The sequence below is a fragment of the Streptomyces sp. NPDC008150 genome (genome assembly GCF_042956945.1).
Lineage (GTDB): Bacteria > Actinomycetota > Actinomycetes > Streptomycetales > Streptomycetaceae > Streptomyces.
In genome coordinates this window covers 302,963-318,940 of record NZ_JBIBHJ010000001.1, presented here as the reverse complement: position 1 = coordinate 318,940, position 15,978 = coordinate 302,963, and the positions used below count along the sequence as shown (strand labels likewise).

Annotated in this window: 12 protein-coding genes; 6 read left to right on the top strand and 6 right to left on the bottom strand. The window is 73.4% G+C overall.

Annotation, left to right across the window (positions count from 1 at the left end; translation table 11 throughout):
* Positions 1 to 327 precede the first annotated feature (327 nt).
* The 3 genes from ACFZA0_RS01360 (at position 328) to ACFZA0_RS01350 (ending at position 2,681) form a co-directional block, all read left to right on the top strand.
* Positions 328 to 1,263 carry a helix-turn-helix domain-containing protein gene (locus ACFZA0_RS01360; RefSeq protein WP_391009367.1) on the top strand — a complete coding sequence of 312 codons (936 nt, stop codon included), beginning with the start codon at positions 328 to 330 and terminating at the stop codon, positions 1,261 to 1,263.
* Between the two features lie 490 nt (positions 1,264 to 1,753).
* Entirely contained in the window at positions 1,754 to 1,954 is a 201-nt protein-coding gene (locus tag ACFZA0_RS01355) for a MerR family transcriptional regulator (protein WP_391009364.1), read from the top strand.
* A gap of 97 nt (positions 1,955 to 2,051) precedes the next feature.
* A complete protein-coding gene (locus tag ACFZA0_RS01350; protein WP_391009361.1) occupies positions 2,052 to 2,681 on the top strand; it encodes a GNAT family N-acetyltransferase in 630 nt (209 codons plus the stop codon).
* Here the strand turns inward: ACFZA0_RS01350 and ACFZA0_RS01345 are convergent.
* Positions 2,656 to 3,699, bottom strand: a complete 1,044-nt coding sequence (locus ACFZA0_RS01345; RefSeq protein ID WP_391009358.1) for a zinc-binding dehydrogenase — start codon at positions 3,697 to 3,699, stop codon at positions 2,656 to 2,658. The genes ACFZA0_RS01350 and ACFZA0_RS01345 overlap by 26 nt on opposite strands.
* Positions 3,700 to 4,014: 315 nt before the next feature.
* Between ACFZA0_RS01345 and ACFZA0_RS01340 the strand changes: the two genes are divergently transcribed.
* From ACFZA0_RS01340 to ACFZA0_RS01330, 3 genes are all read left to right on the top strand, one after another.
* Positions 4,015 to 4,965, top strand: coding sequence for a PrsW family glutamic-type intramembrane protease (locus ACFZA0_RS01340; protein WP_391009355.1), 951 nt, complete (start codon positions 4,015 to 4,017; stop codon positions 4,963 to 4,965).
* 52 nt (positions 4,966 to 5,017) lie between these two features.
* Positions 5,018 to 5,257, top strand: a complete 240-nt coding sequence (locus tag ACFZA0_RS01335) for a cation transporter (protein ID WP_391009353.1) — start codon at positions 5,018 to 5,020, stop codon at positions 5,255 to 5,257.
* Positions 5,258 to 5,349: 92 nt separating this feature from the next.
* Positions 5,350 to 7,671 carry a heavy metal translocating P-type ATPase gene (locus ACFZA0_RS01330; protein ID WP_391009350.1) on the top strand — a complete coding sequence of 774 codons (2,322 nt, stop codon included), beginning with the start codon at positions 5,350 to 5,352 and terminating at the stop codon, positions 7,669 to 7,671.
* An 804-nt stretch (positions 7,672 to 8,475) separates the two neighbouring features.
* On the opposite strand, the gene ACFZA0_RS01325 is transcribed toward ACFZA0_RS01330, so the two are convergent.
* The 5 genes from ACFZA0_RS01325 to ACFZA0_RS01305 all read right to left on the bottom strand — a co-directional run bounded on the left by ACFZA0_RS01325 (position 8,476) and on the right by ACFZA0_RS01305 (position 15,750).
* Entirely contained in the window at positions 8,476 to 9,765 is a 1,290-nt protein-coding gene (locus tag ACFZA0_RS01325; RefSeq protein WP_391009347.1) for a citrate synthase, read from the bottom strand.
* Between the two features lie 179 nt (positions 9,766 to 9,944).
* On the bottom strand, positions 9,945 to 12,245 hold the full coding sequence (locus ACFZA0_RS01320; protein ID WP_391009345.1) for an ATP-dependent RecD-like DNA helicase: 2,301 nt from the start codon (positions 12,243 to 12,245) through the stop codon (positions 9,945 to 9,947).
* 310 nt (positions 12,246 to 12,555) lie between these two features.
* The gene (locus ACFZA0_RS01315) at positions 12,556 to 13,356 is read right to left on the bottom strand and encodes a TIM barrel protein (protein WP_391011757.1); all 801 of its coding nucleotides are present in this window, start codon (positions 13,354 to 13,356) and stop codon (positions 12,556 to 12,558) included.
* A 64-nt stretch (positions 13,357 to 13,420) separates the two neighbouring features.
* The gene (locus ACFZA0_RS01310) at positions 13,421 to 14,602 is read right to left on the bottom strand and encodes a DUF993 family protein (protein ID WP_391009342.1); all 1,182 of its coding nucleotides are present in this window, start codon (positions 14,600 to 14,602) and stop codon (positions 13,421 to 13,423) included.
* Positions 14,599 to 15,750 (bottom strand): Gfo/Idh/MocA family oxidoreductase, encoded by a 1,152-nt coding sequence (locus ACFZA0_RS01305; protein WP_391009339.1) that lies wholly within the window; start codon positions 15,748 to 15,750, stop codon positions 14,599 to 14,601. Before ACFZA0_RS01305 ends, ACFZA0_RS01310 begins: the two co-directional genes overlap by 4 nt.
* Between the last annotated feature and the right edge of the window lie 228 nt (positions 15,751 to 15,978).

Here is a 15,978-nt window from a genome sequence, read left to right as displayed (position 1 = left end):
GCCCCGCCCGGGGAACCGTGTCAATGCTTTGTCCGGACATTCGGACCAGATGGTGGCACCCTCGTGCGGGGCATCTCCTGCCCACTCCTCCACCCTGCCCCGTCGCGCCCTCCCGGTTCCGTCCTCTCACGTTTCCCCCGCCCTGTCCCGCCCTCCCGCGCCCCGCCTCCGCCGGGTTCCCTTTCCTGTTCCTCTCCCTTCTCCTCCCTTTCTCCTCCCCGGTGCGATTCCGCGATCCGCCGTGCCGTAGCACCATGGGCGCTCTCGAACGGGTGCCCGAAGACGCGGGGGTCACGGGTGCCGTCCGGCAGGGACGGGGAGAAGCGAATGGCCAGTGCGGTGCGCACCCGGTCGGGCCGGGGGCCCGACGGGACCTGGGAGATCGCGTTCGCGCGCCCCCATCCCCGGCTGCGGCCCGGCGTCCTCGGCTACCGCGGGACCAGGATCGACATGGCGGGGCCGCGCCGCCGCCTGGAGGCGCCGATCGGCGCGGTGACCCTGCTGCTCGACCTGGAGGGCCGGGTGCGGATCTCCGCCCCCGGCCGGGAGCCGGTCACCCTGGCCTCGCTGTACTCGGGCATGACCACCGGCGCGGTCGTCGGGGAGCACGGCGGGCGGCTCACCGGCATCGAGGTACTGCTCACCCCCTGGGCCGCGTTCGGGATGTTCGGCACGCCCCAGCACGAACTCGCCGGGCGCCCGGTGGATCCGGACGAGCTGCCGCACGCCCTCGGCGCCCGCGCGAACGCGCGACGGTGGCACGACGTCGCCGGACTGAGCGACGCGCTCGCCGCGCTGCCCGGCTGGCCGGCCCGGATGCGGCTGCTCGACGACGTCCTCACGTACTGGACCGGGGCGGGTGGGCGGAGTTCGGCCCGGGTGGTGCGCGCCTGGTCCGAACTGACGCGCACCGGGGGGACGTTGCCCGTACCGCGCCTCGCCGCCGAAGTGGGCTGGAGCGTACGGCAGTTGGAGTCCCGCTTCCGGGAGCAGATCGGGCTCGGCCCGAAGGCCGCCGCCCGGGTGCTGCGGCTCCAGCGCGCCCGGCGGCTGCTCGCGGCGGGACGCGGCCAGGCGGAGACGGCCGCGCTGTGCGGCTACTACGACCAGGCCCACCTCGGCCGCGAGTTCCGCGCGATGACGGGGTGCACCCCCGGGGAGTTCGCGACCGCCCGCACGGCCGCGGCCGCTCCGCCCGCACCGTCCGCGCTCCCCGCGACCGACCGGATGGCGGGAGAGGCGACCAGCCTCGTCCTCACCTGACGGGCCCCCGGGGCGCGCCCCGGCGGGCCGCCGACCCGCCCTCCCGGCAGCCGATTCCGGCCACCGCGCATTTTTCCAAGACCGCGCGGGCGGGCCGGCCGCACCCTGGTGATCCGGCCGGTCGGTTCGGGGGAGCGCCGGAAGCCGGCGGGCCGGGTCCGTCGCAGCGGACCCGGCCCGCCTCGCCGTGCGCGCGGCCCGCGGAACGGGACGGCCGGTTCCGGTCCCCGGCGGCGCCCGCAGGGACGGCTGTCAACGTGCCGCGCCGCCGCGGCCGCGCCCGCCTGTGTGCCACTCGCGTCACGAACGCACCCCGCGTGTCACACATGTCGCGTGTACGCGGGTTCCCTGTCACACCCGGTCGACAGCACCGGCCCTGCGGTCACTCCGCGTCGTTGACCGGGCACAGGCTTGGTGATCACCAGCGCGCCCGGCCCCCCGACGGCCGTTCCCCGGCCGCCGCCGCGGCGCGCTCAGGGAGGTACGGTTCATGACCGACCGACGGCTCTGGTCGTACAAGGACATCGCGGCGCACATCCGGGTGCAGCCCGACACCGTGCGGTCCTACCGCAAGCACGGGCTGCTGCCGCCGCCCGACCACGTGGAGGGCGGAAAGCCCTACTGGTACGCGGACACCGTCCGCGCCTGGGTGGCCTCGCGGCCGGGCAACCGGGGGCGGGGGACGGACTGAACCGCGGGCGGCCGTCCGGCCGCCGGGCCCCCGCGCGCGTCGCGGGGGCCCCGATATCCGGTTGCCCGGCCACCCGCGCGGTGCGCACGATCGCCGGATGAACCTCTCCGTCAAACCGGTACTGACCGGCGAGAAGACCGTTCTCAGGCCCTTCACCGCGGACGACGCGGACGCCGTCGCCGAGATCCTGCGGGACCCCGAGGTGATCCGCTTCACCTTCCCGGCCGACGGCTCGCTCACCCCGGAGCGGCTGCGCGCCTGGTACGGGTCGCGGTCCGCCCGGGACGACCGCCTCGACCTCGCGGTCACCGACCGGTCCACCGGTGAACTCCTCGGCGAGGTCGTCCTGTACGAGTGGGTGCCCGAGGCGCGCGCCTGCACCTTCCGCACCCTGCTCGGGCCGCGCGGCCGGGGGCGCGGAACCGGCACGGAGGCGATCCGGCTGCTCCTGGAGTACGCGTTCGGGGAACTGGGCCTGCACCGGGTGCAGTTGGAGGCGTGGTCCGACAACTCCCGGGCGCTGCACGTGTACCGGAAGGTCGGGTTCGTGGTGGAGGGAGTCCGGCGGCCGACCCGGATGCGGGACGGCGCGTGGGCGGACGAGGTGCTGATGGCGGTGCTGGAGGACGAGTGGGCCGGCCATCACGGGCGCCCGGCGACGGGCGCCGCCGTCAACGACCGTGCGGCGGGCGGTGGTTCGGTCAGCTCCACGGCAGGACGACCGTGACCCCGGACCCCGGCGCCGCTCCCATCGCCGCGAGGGCGGCGGGGGCCGCGTCGAGCGGGATCGTCGACGTCACCAGCAGGTCGGGGCGCAGCACACCCGCGCGGACCAGTTCGAGCATCGGCGGGTAGGCGTGGGCGGCCATGCCGTGGCTGCCGAGGATCTCCAGTTCCAGGGCGACCGCGCGGGCCATCGGCACGGGCGTGCCGCCGGTGCCGCCCGGGAGCAGGCCGACCTGGACGTGCCGGCCGCGGCGGCGCAGCCCGTTCACCGAGGCCGCGCAGGTGGCGGGCGAGCCGAGGGCGTCGAGCGAGAGATGGGCCCCGCCGCCGGTCAGTTCGCGGACCGCCGCCGCCGGGTCGGGGGTGCGCGTGACGTCGACGCAGTGCTCGGCGCCGAACGTCCGGGCGAGGTCGAGCGCCCGCCGGGAGACGTCGACCGCGACCACGCGCGCACCGGCCGCCGCCGCGATCATCACGGCCGACAGGCCGACCCCGCCGCAGCCGTGCACCACGGCCCACTCCCCCGCGGCGACCCGGCCCTGCCGCGTGACCGCGCGGAACGCGGTGGCGAAGCGGCAGCCGAGGGACGCGGCGGTGGCGGCGGACATCCCGTCGGGGACCGCGACCAGGTTCACGTCCGCGTGGTCGAGCGCCACGTACTGGGCGAAGGAACCCCAGTGGGTGAAACCGGGCTGGGTCTGCCGCTCGCACACCTGCTGGTCGCCGGCCGCGCAGGCGGCGCACGTGCCGCACGCGCACACGAACGGGACCGTCACCCGGTCGCCGGGGCGGACACCCGTGACGCGCGCCCCGACCGCCTCGACGACGCCCGCGAGTTCGTGGCCCGGCACGTGCGGAAGGACGATGTCCGGGTCGTGGCCCTGCCAGCCGTGCCAGTCGCTGCGGCACAGGCCGGTCGCCTCGACGCGGACCACCACCCCGTGCTCGGCCGGCGCCGGGTCCGGCACCTCCCGCACCTCCGCCGGCTCCCCGAACCGTTCGAACACCACCGCGCGCATACGTCCCTCGCCCTCACGTCGGATCCCCGGGCCTCTGCCTGCCCACCCGTCCCCGCACGCTAACCGGAGGGCACACGGTTCGGCCCCGCCTGCCTCCCCTACGCGTTCCCACCCGTCCGGCGGTACCCGGCGTCCGCCCGTGCGCGTACCCGCGCCCCGCGGCGCGGCCGCGACAACGCGCGTGTACGGCGCGCGTTTCCGGCCCCGGCGGGTACCGGGCGCGCCTCCGGCACCGGACGGCACACCGCACATCTGCCATAAAGTGCGGACAAATCCGTCCACCAGGAGTCAGCAGGAGCCAGAGGGGACTTTTCCGTGACCCACCCTCCGCCACCCGGCGCGCCCCGAGCCCGGATCCCCCACCCGCAGCAGCCCCCGCCCCCGTACCCGCGGATCAGGGCCGGACTGTGGCGGCACTGCCTGTGGGGCGGGACCGCCCTGTGGGCGCTGACCGCGGTGGTCACCTACGCGACGCAGAACACCACGCTGCTGCCGACGCTGATCCTGCTCGGCAGCTTCCTGATCCCGGTCACCTTCGTCCTGTGGGCGTACGAGCGGCACGGGCGCGACCTCGGTGTCGACCTGCTGCTCGGCTGCTTCCTGACCGGCGGCACGCTGGGCATCCTCGGCGCCTCGCTGATGGAGACGTATCTGCTGCACCCCTCGGCGTGGATGTTCGTCGGGGTCGGGCTGATCGAGGAGGCGGTGAAGCTGGGCGCGCTGATGCTGGTCACACGCCGCCGCACCCTGGTCCGCGGGGTACGGGCGGGCGTGGTGCTCGGCGCGGCGGTCGGCTTCGGCTTCGCGGCACTGGAGAGCGCGGGGTACGCGTTCAACGCGGCGGTGTCCACCGAGGGCTTCGATCTGCGGGCGCTGCTGGAGACGGAGATCCTGCGCGGGGTACTCGCCCCCTTCGGGCACGGACTGTGGACGGCGATCGCCGGCGGTGTGCTGTTCGCCGCGCGCAGGCCCGGTGGCCGCTTCCACATCACCGGCCCGGTCGTCGCGACGTACGTGGGCGTCTCCCTGCTGCACGCGCTGTGGGACTCGACGCACGGCATCGCGGTCTGGCTGGTGGCGCGGCTGACCAGCGTGCCGTTCGACCAGGAGCTGTTCGCGCAGGGGTACCTGACCCGGCCGACCACCGAGCAGGAGCACCTGTTCACGGTGCTGTCGATTGCGGGGCTGGTGTTCGTGTCGCTGATCGGGATCGCCTGGGTGCGTTCGCTGACGCGGCGGGACCCTTCTTGGAGAAATACCCCCTAGGGGTATAGCCTTTTCATCGTCAGCCCCATGCGCCCCGACGAGGAGTAACGACATGACCGCCCAGACCGACACCGCCGGCTCCGTCACCACCGTCTACCGGGTGACCGGGATGAGCTGCGGGCACTGCGAGGGCGCCGTCTCCGGCGAGCTCTCCGCGCTGCCCGGCGTCAGCTCGGTCAAGGCCGTCGCCTCCACCGGCGAGGTCACCGTCGTCTCGGCCGCCCCGCTCGACGAGGAGGCCGTGCGGGCCGCCGTCGACGAGGCCGGCTTCGAGCTCGCCGCCGGGGTCTGACCTCCTCCCGTCCCCCGCACCCGTTCATCCCTCCGGGCCGTACCGCTCGCCGTCGGCGGCCGTACGGCCCGCTCCGCGTCTGGAGCCCGGACATGCCCAGCACAGCAGCCGCCACCGGCGGCACGGCACACGGCCCGTCGGCACCGCCCGCCGGCATCCCCGCCGCCACCGGTGCTTCCGGGGACGCCGGCGGCGGGCTCGCGCGGGCCGAGCTGCTCATCGGCGGGATGACGTGCGCCTCCTGTGCCGCCCGCGTGGAGAAGAAGCTCAACCGCATGGACGGCGTGACGGCCACCGTGAACTACGCGACCGAGAAGGCACGGATCGTCCACCCCGCGGACCTGCCGGTGGCCGAGCTGATCGCCACCGTCGTGCGGACCGGGTACACCGCCGAGGAACCGGCGCCGCCGGAGCCCGCCCCCGCCGAGGACGACCACGCCGGCACCGCGCGCGAGCCCGAGGACCCCGAGTCCGCCGCGCTGCGCGTCCGGCTCACCGTCTCCGCCCTCCTCGCCGCGCCCGTGGTGCTGCTGGCCATGGTGCCCGCCCTCCAGTTCGACAACTGGCAGTGGCTCTCGCTGACCCTCGCCGCGCCCGTCGTGGTCTGGGGCGGCCTGCCCTTCCACCGGGCGGCCTGGACGAACGCGCGGCACGGCGCGGCCACCATGGACACCCTGGTCTCGGTCGGCACGCTCGCCGCGTTCGGCTGGTCGCTGTGGGCGCTGTTCCTCGGCGACGCGGGCATGCCCGGCATGCGGCACGGCTTCGAGTTCACCGTCTCGCGCACCGACGGCGCCTCGACGATCTACCTGGAGGTCGCGGCCGGCGTCGTCGCCCTGATCCTCCTCGGCCGCTGGCTGGAGGCCCGCTCCAAGCGGCGGGCCGGGGCGGCCCTGCGCGCCCTGCTGGAACTGGGCGCCAAGGACGTCGCCGTACTGCGCGACGGACGTGAGGTCCGCGTGCCGGTCTCCGCGCTCGTGACCGGCGACCGGTTCGTGGTGCGGCCCGGCGAGAAGATCGCGACCGACGGCACGGTCGTCGAGGGCGCCTCGGCGGTCGACGCGGCCATGCTGACCGGCGAGTCCGTGCCGGTCGACGTGGGCGTCGGCTCGACCGTGACCGGTGCGACGGTGAACGCGGGCGGGCGGCTCGTCGTCGAGGCCACCCGGGTCGGGGCGGACACGCAACTCGCCCGGATGGCACGCCTGGTGGAGGACGCGCAGAACGGCAAGGCGGCCGTGCAGCGGCTCGCCGACCGGGTCTCCGGGATCTTCGTCCCGGTGGTGCTGGTGATCGCGCTCGGCACCTTCGCCGGGTGGCTCGCGGTCACGGGCGACACCGCCGCCGCGTTCACCGCGGCCGTCGCGGTCCTGATCATCGCCTGCCCGTGCGCGCTGGGCCTGGCCACACCGACCGCCCTGATGGTCGGCACCGGGCGCGGCGCCCAGCTCGGCATCCTGATCAAGGGCCCCGAGGTCCTGGAGTCCACGCGCCGCGTCGACACCGTCGTCCTCGACAAGACCGGCACCGTCACCACCGGCCGGACCGTGCTGCGGGACGTGTACGCGGGCGAGGGCACCGACGAGCGGGAGCTGCTGCGGCTGGCGGGCGCCCTGGAGCACGCCTCCGAGCACCCGGTGGCGCGCGCGGTGGCCGCCGGGGCCGAGGAGCGGGTGGGGGCGCTGCCCCCGGCCGAGCACTTCGAGAACGTCCCCGGACGCGGGGTGCGCGGGCGCGTGGAGGGCCGCGAGGTGGCCGTGGGCCGCCTCTTCGAGGACGTGCCGCCCGCCGTGGCCCGCGCCCGCGAGGACGCCGAGAGCCGGGGCCTGACCGCCGTGCTGGCCGGCTGGGACGGGGTGGCACGGGGTGTCGTCACCGTCGCCGACGCGGTCCGCGACACCAGCGCCGAGGCGGTGCGCGACCTGCGCGCGCTCGGTCTCACCCCGGTCCTGCTGACCGGCGACAACCGGACCGTGGCCGACGCCGTCGCGCGCGCCGTCGGCATCGACCGGGTGGTGGCCGAGGTGCTGCCCGAGGAGAAGGTCGCCGTCGTGCGGAGCCTCCAGGCGGAGGGCCGCACCGTCGCCATGGTGGGCGACGGGGTCAACGACGCCGCGGCCCTCGCGGTCGCCGACCTGGGCCTGGCGATGGGCACGGGGACGGACGCGGCGATCGAGGCCGGCGACCTGACCCTGGTGCGCGGCGACCTGCGGGTGGCGGCGGACGCGATCCGGCTGTCCCGCGCCACGCTCCGCACCATCCGGGGCAACCTCGCCTGGGCGTTCGGCTACAACGTCGCGGCCCTGCCGCTGGCGGCCGCCGGGCTGCTGAACCCGATGATCGCGGGGGCGGCGATGGCCTTCTCGTCCGTGTTCGTCGTCACCAACAGCCTGCGGCTGCGCCGCTTCCGCTGAGCACGGGTGCGGGTCCGGGCGCCCGTACCGGGGCCCGTGCGGTGGCGAGAGCCGAAATTACCGAACGTATCCCGGAGTTTGCCGAAGTCGAGAGGGATGCACCCCTGGAGTCCCGGGGCTGCCTCACATAAGCTCTTCACACGGCTCGCGCATCATCCTCACGCCTGGGTCCCGGTTGCCGTATCGGGGCTCTTCCGCATCTTGGGGACAAATGCAAGAGACGCAGATCACAGTGATGTGAACGTAACCATCGAAGGAGTTCGAGGGTCTAAGTTGACAGTGTCGGAAAGCGTCTTGGGGGGCGCCGACCGGCATTCGGGGTTGTCTTGGGGGACGGCTCCGAAGGATGCGTTGCCGGGACACGTACAGCGGGAAGCTTTGAGCGGCCCTCCCGGTCGTACGGGTCCCGGCAGACCGCACCGCAGCGTCAACGGATCCTCGGCTCACGGTTGAGCACGGCCGCGGGACGGCGGCAGGACCACGGGTCCTGCCCGGTCCCGCGTCAGCACCAGCGGGGCGGCGCTCGTCGCCGCCCCGTACACAGCGAATTCAGGCGCTGTCCTCACAAAGCGCCCGGGCCGGATCCCGTGGGGGGAATCCGCACCGGGGCATGGGAAGGCGCCCTGGTCGTCGGCCCGTGGGGGGACTGACGCACCGGGGCGCCTTCTTCTTTGCCCCGACGGCCCCCGCGCCTCCCCCTTCCCCTCCTCCCCTGCCCGTGCGCACCGCCGCTCCCGGAACGCGAAAGAGCCGGTGTCCCGGGCGGTACGCCCAGGGACACCGGCTCCGTCACGACCGGTCGGGTCAGCGCTCCTCGACCGGGACGAAGTCGCGCTCGACGACGCCCGTGTAGATCTGGCGCGGACGGCCGATGCGGGAGCCCGGCTCCTTGATCATCTCGTGCCACTGGGCGATCCAGCCCGGCAGCCGGCCCATGGCGAACAGGACCGTGAACATCTCGGTCGGGAAGCCCATGGCCCGGTAGATCAGACCCGTGTAGAAGTCGACGTTCGGGTACAGCTTGCGCTCGACGAAGTAGTCGTCGGAGAGCGCGTGCTCCTCCAGCTTGAGGGCGATGTCGAGGAGCTCGTCCTCCTTGCCCAGCGCGGAGAGCACGTCGTGCGCGGCGGCCTTGATGATCTGGGCGCGCGGGTCGAAGTTCTTGTAGACCCGGTGGCCGAAGCCCATCAGGCGTACGCCGTCCTCCTTGTTCTTCACCTTGCGGATGAAGGTGTCGACGTCGCCGCCCGCGTCCCGGATGCCCTCCAGCATCTCCAGGACCGACGCGTTGGCGCCGCCGTGCAGCGGACCCCAGAGCGCGTTGATGCCGGCGGAGATGGAGGCGAACATGTTGGCCTGCGAGGAGCCGACGAGGCGGACCGTCGAGGTCGAACAGTTCTGCTCGTGGTCGGCGTGCAGGATGAGGAGCTTGTCCAGCGCCGAGACGACGACCGGGTCGAGGTCGTACTCCTGGGCCGGCACCGAGAACGTCATGCGCAGGAAGTTCTCGACGTAGCCGAGGTCGTTGCGCGGGTAGACGAACGGGTGGCCGATCGACTTCTTGTACGCGTACGCGGCGATCGTCGGGAGCTTGGCGAGCAGCCGGATCGTCGAGAGGTTGCGCTGCTTCTCGTCGAACGGGTTGTGGCTGTCCTGGTAGAAGGTGGACAGCGCCGAGACGACGGACGAGAGCATCGCCATGGGGTGCGCGTCGCGCGGGAAGCCCCGGTAGAAGTTCTTGACGTCCTCGTGCAGCAGGGTGTGCTGCGTGATCTCGTTCTGGAAGGTGGTGAGCTCGTCGACGCTCGGCAGCTCACCGTTGATCAGCAGGTAGGCCACCTCCAGGAAGGTGGAGCGCTCGGCCAGCTGCTCGATCGGGTAGCCCCGGTACCGGAGGATGCCCTCCTCGCCGTCGAGGTAGGTGATCCCGGATTTGTAGGCGGCGGTGTTGCCGTAGCCGCTGTCCAGGGTCACCAGACCGGTCTGGGCGCGGAGCTTCCCGATGTCGAAGCCCTTGTCGCCGACGGTACTGTCGATCACCGGGTAGGTGTACTCGTCATTGCCGTACCGCAGTACTACAGAGTTGTCGCTCACGTCTTCCCTCACCGACGTTGTGCCTCATCTTCGAGGTTGCCCTGACTGTCTCTACCATCCCCCGTTTGGCTCAGGAGAGTGCACTCGGGGTCGACCATTGGGCCTATCGGCGGCACTGAGTGCCGCCAACCTGCTCATCCTGCCCCCTTATCCCGGCGACAGGAAGTGCTGTGTGACCTTTACGACTCGTTTGATCGATCATTTATTACGTTGAGCGGACCGGGAGCCAGCCGGAAGTCGAGGGCCGTACACCGGCGGCCCGCCGAGACCGTGCGCACCGCCTGCCCGATCGCCCTGCGCGACCCCACGAGAACGACGAGGCGCTTCGCGCGGGTGACCGCCGTGTACAGGAGGTTGCGCTGGAGCATCGTCCACGCGCTCGTGGTCACCGGGATCACGACCGCCGGGTACTCGCTGCCCTGCGAGCGGTGGATGGTCACCGCGTAGGCGTGCGCCAGTTCGTCCAGTTCGTCGAATTCGTACGGAATTTCCTCGTCCTCGTCCGTCAGCACCGTGAGGCGCTGGTCCACCGGGTCGAGTGACGTCACGACGCCGACGGTGCCGTTGAAGACGCCGTTGGCGCCCTTCTCGTAGTTGTTGCGGATCTGGGTCACCTTGTCGCCGACGCGGAAGACCCGGCCGCCGAACCGCTTCTCCGCGAGGTCGGGGCGGCCCGGCGTGATCGCCTGCTGGAGCAGCCCGTTGAGGGCGCCCGCACCGGCCGGGCCGCGGTGCATGGGCGCGAGCACCTGGACGTCCCGGCGTGGGTCGAGCCCGAACTTCGCCGGAATCCGCCGTGCCGCCACGTCCACCGTGAGCCGGCCGGCCTCCTCGGTGTCGTCCTCGACGAACAGGAAGAAGTCCTTCATGCCCTCGGTGACCGGCGGGCGGCCGGAGTTGATGCGGTGCGCGTTGGTGACCACGCCCGACTGCTGCGCCTGCCGGAAGACCCGGGTCAGCCGGACCGCGGGGACGGGGCCGCCCTCGGCCAGCAGGTCGCGCAGCACCTCCCCGGCGCCCACGCTGGGGAGTTGGTCGACGTCGCCGACGAACAGCAGGTGCGCGCCGGGCGGTACGGCCTTGACGAGCTTGTTGGCCAGCAGCAGGTCGAGCATGGACGCCTCGTCGACCACCAACAGGTCGGCGTCCAGCGGGCGTTCGTGGTCGTAGGCGGCGTCGCCGCCGGGCCTCAGCTCCAACAGCCGGTGCACGGTGGACGCTTCGGCGCCGGTCAGCTCGGCGAGGCGCTTGGCGGCGCGGCCGGTGGGCGCGGCGAGGACCACCTTCGCCTTGCGGGCGCGGGCCAGTTCGACGACCGAGCGGACCGTGAACGACTTGCCGCAGCCGGGGCCGCCGGTCAGCACGGCGACCTTCTCGGTGAGGGCGAGCTTCACGGCCGCCTCCTGCTCGGGCGCCAGTTCGGTGCCGGTGCGGGTCCTGAGCCAGCCGAGGGCCCTGTCCCAGTCCACGTCCCGGAACCAGGGCATCCGGTCCTCCTCGGCCCGCAGCAGCCTGCCGACGCGGCCGGCCAGGGCCTGTTCGGCCCGGTGGAACGGCACCAGGTACACGGCGGTGACGGGCGGGCCGCCGTCCGGGCCGGGGACCTTCTCGCGCACGACGCCGGGGTCCTCGCCCTCCTCCGCGGGCGCCGCGAGTTCGGCGAGGCACTCGATGACGAGGCCGGTGTCCACCTGGAGGAGTTTCACCGCGTCCGCGATGAGCCGCTCCTCGGGGAGGTAGCAGTGGCCCTGGTCGGCGGACTGCGAAAGGGCGTACTGGAGGCCCGCCTTGACCCGTTCCGGGCTGTCGTGCGGGATGCCGACGGACTGCGCGATCTTGTCGGCGGTCAGGAAGCCGATGCCCCAGACGTCGGAGGCGAGCCGGTAGGGCTGGTTCTTCACCACGGAGATCGAGGCGTCGCCGTACTTCTTGTAGATGCGCACGGCGATCGACGTCGAGACCTCGACGGTCTGGAGGAAGAGCATGACCTCCTTGATCGCCTTCTGCTCCTCCCAGGCGTCCGCGATCTTCCGGGTGCGCTTGGGGCCGAGGCCGGGCACCTCGACGAGCCGCTTCGGCTCCTCCTCGATGATCCGCAGGGTGTCCGTGCCGAAGTGCTGGGTGATGCGGTCCGCGAAGACCGGGCCGATGCCCTTGACCAGACCCGAGCCGAGGTAGCGGCGGATGCCCTGCACGGTGGCGGGCAGCACGGTCGTGTAGTTCTCGACGAGGAACTGCTTGCCGTACTGCTGGTGGGAGCCCCAACGGCCCTCCATCCGCAGCGACTCGCCGACCTGCGCGCCGAGCAGCGCGCCGACGACGGTGAGCAGGTCGCCGGCGCCGCGGCCGGTGTCGACGCGGGCGACCGTGTAGCCGTTCTCCTCGTTGGCGTACGTGATCCGTTCGAGGACGCCTTCGAGAACGGCGAGCCGCCGCTCCCCCGTCTCCGCGCCGCTCGCGCCCCGGGTCTGACTGGACATGACCCGACGCTACCGCCGGGGTCGGACATCACGGGCGGCGGGCCGGGGACGGCCGGGGCGGCCCCGGCGTCCTCGAACGCCCCAGGGGGCGGCGGGCACGGAAAAGGGGGCCCGGTCCGCGGACCGGGCCCCCTCGGGCTTTCCCTTTCGGGTTCCCTCCCCCACAAGGCCCCGGGCTCCCCCGAATCCCCCCGGATCCCCCACCCGGAAGCCTTGATGCCATGTACGACACGCTGGGTGCCGGAAGGGTTGCACGGCGTCCGGAATTTTTTTCCGCGGTCTTCCGCGACCCCGGTGGCGGGCCCCCGCGTCAGCCGGACGCGTGGGTGCGGAAGCGGGACGCCGTCTCCGCGAGGAGGGCGCGGCCGTCCCGCGCCCACAACTCCTCGTTGAACAGCTCGACCTCGACCGGCCCGGTGTACCCGGCCGCGTCCACCAGGGACCACCACTCCCGCATGTCGATCACACCGTCGCCGAGCTGGGCACGCCCGTTGAGGACGCCTTCCGGCAACGGGGTCGCCCAGTCCGCGAGTTGGAACACGCACAGGCGTCCGCCCGCACCCGCGCGGGCGATCTGGGCGGGCGCGGTGTCGTCCCACCACACGTGGTACGTGTCCACGGTGATCCCGACCTGGTCGGCCGGGAAGCGTTCGGCGAGGTCGAGGGCCTGCGCGAGGGTGGAGACCACGCAGCGGTCGGAGGCGAACATGGGGTGCAGCGGCTCGATGGCCAGGCGGACGCCCGACCGCCCCGCGTAGGGGGCCAGTTCGGCCAGTGCCTCCGCCACGCGCTCGCGGGCGCCGCGCAGGTCGCGGGAGCCGGCGGGCAGGCCGCCCGAGACCAGCACGAGGGTGTCGGTGCCGAGGGCCGCCGCCTCGTCGACCGCGCGCCGGTTGTCGTCGAGGGCGCGGGCGCGTTCGGCGGGCTCCACGGCGGTCAGGAAGCCGCCCCGGCACAGCGTGCTGACGCCGAGCCCCGCCCGGCGCATCAGTTCGGCGGCTGCCCCGACGCCGTACTCCTGGACCGGCTCGCGCCACAGGCCGACCGACCGGATCCCCGACTCCGCGCAGCACGAGGCCAGTTCGTCGAGCGAGAGCTGCCTGACGGTCATCTGGTTGATGCTGAAGCGGTCCGGACCCCTGTTCCGGGCCGCGGCCGCCGCCTCCTTCGTCAGCTCACTCACCGGTCACCCCGTACAGGGCCAGGAGGGTCCTCATGCGGTCCTCCGCGAGCTTCGGGTCGGGGAACAGGCCGATTCCGTCGGCGAGTTCGTAGGCGCGGGCGAGGTGCGGCAGCGAGCGGGCCGACTGGAGGCCGCCGACCATCGTGAAGTGGGACTGGTGGCCCGCGAGCCAGGCCAGCAGGACCACCCCGGTCTTGTAGAAGCGGGTGGGGGCCCCGAAGAGGTGCCGGGCGAGCGGCACGGTCGGGTCGAGCAGCGCGCGGAAGCCGGTGACGTCCCCGGTGTCCAGGACCCGCACGGCCTCCGCCGCCAGCGGCCCCAACGGGTCCAGGACGCCCAACAGGGCGTGGCTGAAGCCGTGTTCGTCGCCCGCCATCAGGTCGGGGTAGTGGAAGTCGTCACCGGTGTAGCAGCGCACCCCGCGCGGCAGCCGCCGGCGCAGGTCCACCTCGCGCGCGGCGTCCAGCAGGGAGATCTTGACGCCGTCCACCTTGTCGGGGTGGGCCGCGACGACGTCGAGGAACGTCCGTGTGGCCGTGTCCAGGTCCGCCGAGCCCCAGTAGCCGTCGAGGGCCGGGTCGAACATGGGGCCGAGCCAGTGCAGGACCACCGGCTCGGCGGCCTGCCGCAGCAGGTGCGCGTACGTCTCCAGGTAGTCGTCGGGGCTCTGGGCGGTCGCGGCGAGCGCGCGGGAGGCCATCAGCACCGCGCGGGCGCCCGACTCCTCCACGAGGGCGAGCTGCTCCTCGTACGCGTGGCGTACGTCGGCCACCGTGAGGGCGGCGCCCTCCGGGGACGCGGCGTCGGGGAGCTGGTCGGTGCCCACGCCGCAGGCGACGCGTCCGCCCGCGGACCGCGCCTCGGCGGCGGAGCGGCGGATCAGTTCGGCGGCGGCCGGCCAGTCCAGGCCCATGCCGCGCTGGGCGGTGTCCATGGCCTCGGCGACGCCGAGCCCGTGCGACCACAGGTGGCGGCGGAAGGCGAGGGTGGCGTCCCAGTCGACGGCGGCGGGTGCGCCGGGACCGGCGTCCGCGAGCGGGTCGGCGACGACGTGGGCGGCGGCGTAGACCGTGCGGGACACGAGCGGGGTGCCGGGGGCGTGCGGGACGAAGGGTTCGGCGCGCGGCTCGTAGCGGCGCAACCCGCCTGCCGCGTCCGGGAGTCGGAGGGTCACAGCGCGATCTCCGGAACCTCGACGCGACGGCCCTCGGCCGACGACCTCAGCCCCAGTTCGGCGAGTTGGACGCCGCGGGCCCCGGCGAGCAGGTCCCAGTGGTAGGGGGCGTCGGCGTAGACGTGGCGCAGGAAGAGTTCCCATTGGGCCTTGAAGCCGTTGTCGAACTCCCCGTTGTCCGGGACCACTTGCCACTGGTCGCGGAAGACCTCGGTGGCGGGGACGTCGGGGTCCCAGACCGGTTTGGGGGTGGCCGAGCGGTGCTGCACCCGGCACTCGCGCAGCCCCGCGACGGCGGAGCCCTCGGTGCCGTCCACCTGGAACTCCACGAGTTCGTCGCGGTGGACGCGCACCGTCCAGGACGAGTTGATCTGGGCGACCGCGCCGCCCTCGATCTCGAAGATCCCGTACGCCGCGTCGTCGGCCGTCGCGTCGTACGGCTTGCCGTTCTCGTCCCAGCGCTGCGGGACGTGCGTCGCGGTGAGGGCCTGCACGGAGGTCACCCGGCCGAACAGCTCGTGCAGGACGTACTCCCAGTGCGGGAACATGTCGACGACGATGCCGCCGCCGTCCTCCGCGCGGTAGTTCCACGACGGGCGCTGGGCGTCCTGCCAGTCGCCCTCGAAGACCCAGTAGCCGAACTCGCCGCGCACGGACAGGATCCGGCCGAAGAAGCCGCCGTCCACGAGCCGTTTCAGCTTGCGCAGGCCCGGCAGGAAGAGCTTGTCCTGCACGACGCCGTGCCGGATCCCGGCGGCGTGGGCGAGGCGGGCCAGTTCGAGGGCGCCCTCGAAGCCGGTGGCGGTCGGCTTCTCCGTGTAGACGTGCTTGCCGGCGGCGACGGCCCTGCGGATCGCCTCCTCGCGGGCGGAGGTGACCTGGGCGTCGAAATAGATCTCGACGCTGTCGTCCGCGAGCACCGCGTCGAGGTCCGTGGACCAGTGGGCGAGGCCGTGCCGCTCGGCGAGCGCGCGCAGCACGTGCTCGCGGCGGCCCACCAGGACGGGCTCGGGCCACAGCACGGTGCCGTCGCCCAGGTCGAGCCCGCCCTGTTCCCGCAGGGCGAGCAGGGAGCGGACCAGGTGCTGGCGGTAGCCCATGCGCCCGGTCACGCCGTTCATGGCGATCCGCACCGTCTTGCGTGTCACGTGGTTCCCTTCGTCGGCCGTGGGACGCCGCTCTCGCCCGGCCGGGCGGACCGGGGACGGGGGCCCGGGTCCGCCGGCCGGGGTTCGCGGCCCGGGACCGTGAACTCCCGCGCCCCGAGCGCCGTTTCCGCCGTGCGGCCCGTCGCGGGTTCCGCGTCCGCCGCCCTTCCCGCACCGACTGGTGAGCGTCGCAGCAAGCGCTTTCTATCCAAGGAGAAGCTATCCGCT

Excerpts from the sequence above, each read along its gene's own strand:
- ACFZA0_RS01335 (WP_391009353.1), top strand. The coding sequence starts at position 5,018 with ATGACCGCCCAGACCGACACCGCCGGCTCCGTCACCACCGTCTACCGG.
- ACFZA0_RS01355 (WP_391009364.1), top strand. The coding sequence starts at position 1,754 with ATGACCGACCGACGGCTCTGGTCGTACAAGGACATCGCGGCGCACATC.
- ACFZA0_RS01345 (WP_391009358.1), bottom strand. The coding sequence starts at position 3,699 with ATGCGCGCGGTGGTGTTCGAACGGTTCGGGGAGCCGGCGGAGGTGCGG.
- ACFZA0_RS01320 (WP_391009345.1), bottom strand. The coding sequence starts at position 12,245 with ATGTCCAGTCAGACCCGGGGCGCGAGCGGCGCGGAGACGGGGGAGCGG.
- ACFZA0_RS01350 (WP_391009361.1), top strand. The coding sequence starts at position 2,052 with ATGAACCTCTCCGTCAAACCGGTACTGACCGGCGAGAAGACCGTTCTC.
- ACFZA0_RS01330 (WP_391009350.1), top strand. The coding sequence starts at position 5,350 with ATGCCCAGCACAGCAGCCGCCACCGGCGGCACGGCACACGGCCCGTCG.
- ACFZA0_RS01315 (WP_391011757.1), bottom strand. The coding sequence starts at position 13,356 with ATGACCGTCAGGCAGCTCTCGCTCGACGAACTGGCCTCGTGCTGCGCG.
- ACFZA0_RS01360 (WP_391009367.1), top strand. The coding sequence starts at position 328 with ATGGCCAGTGCGGTGCGCACCCGGTCGGGCCGGGGGCCCGACGGGACC.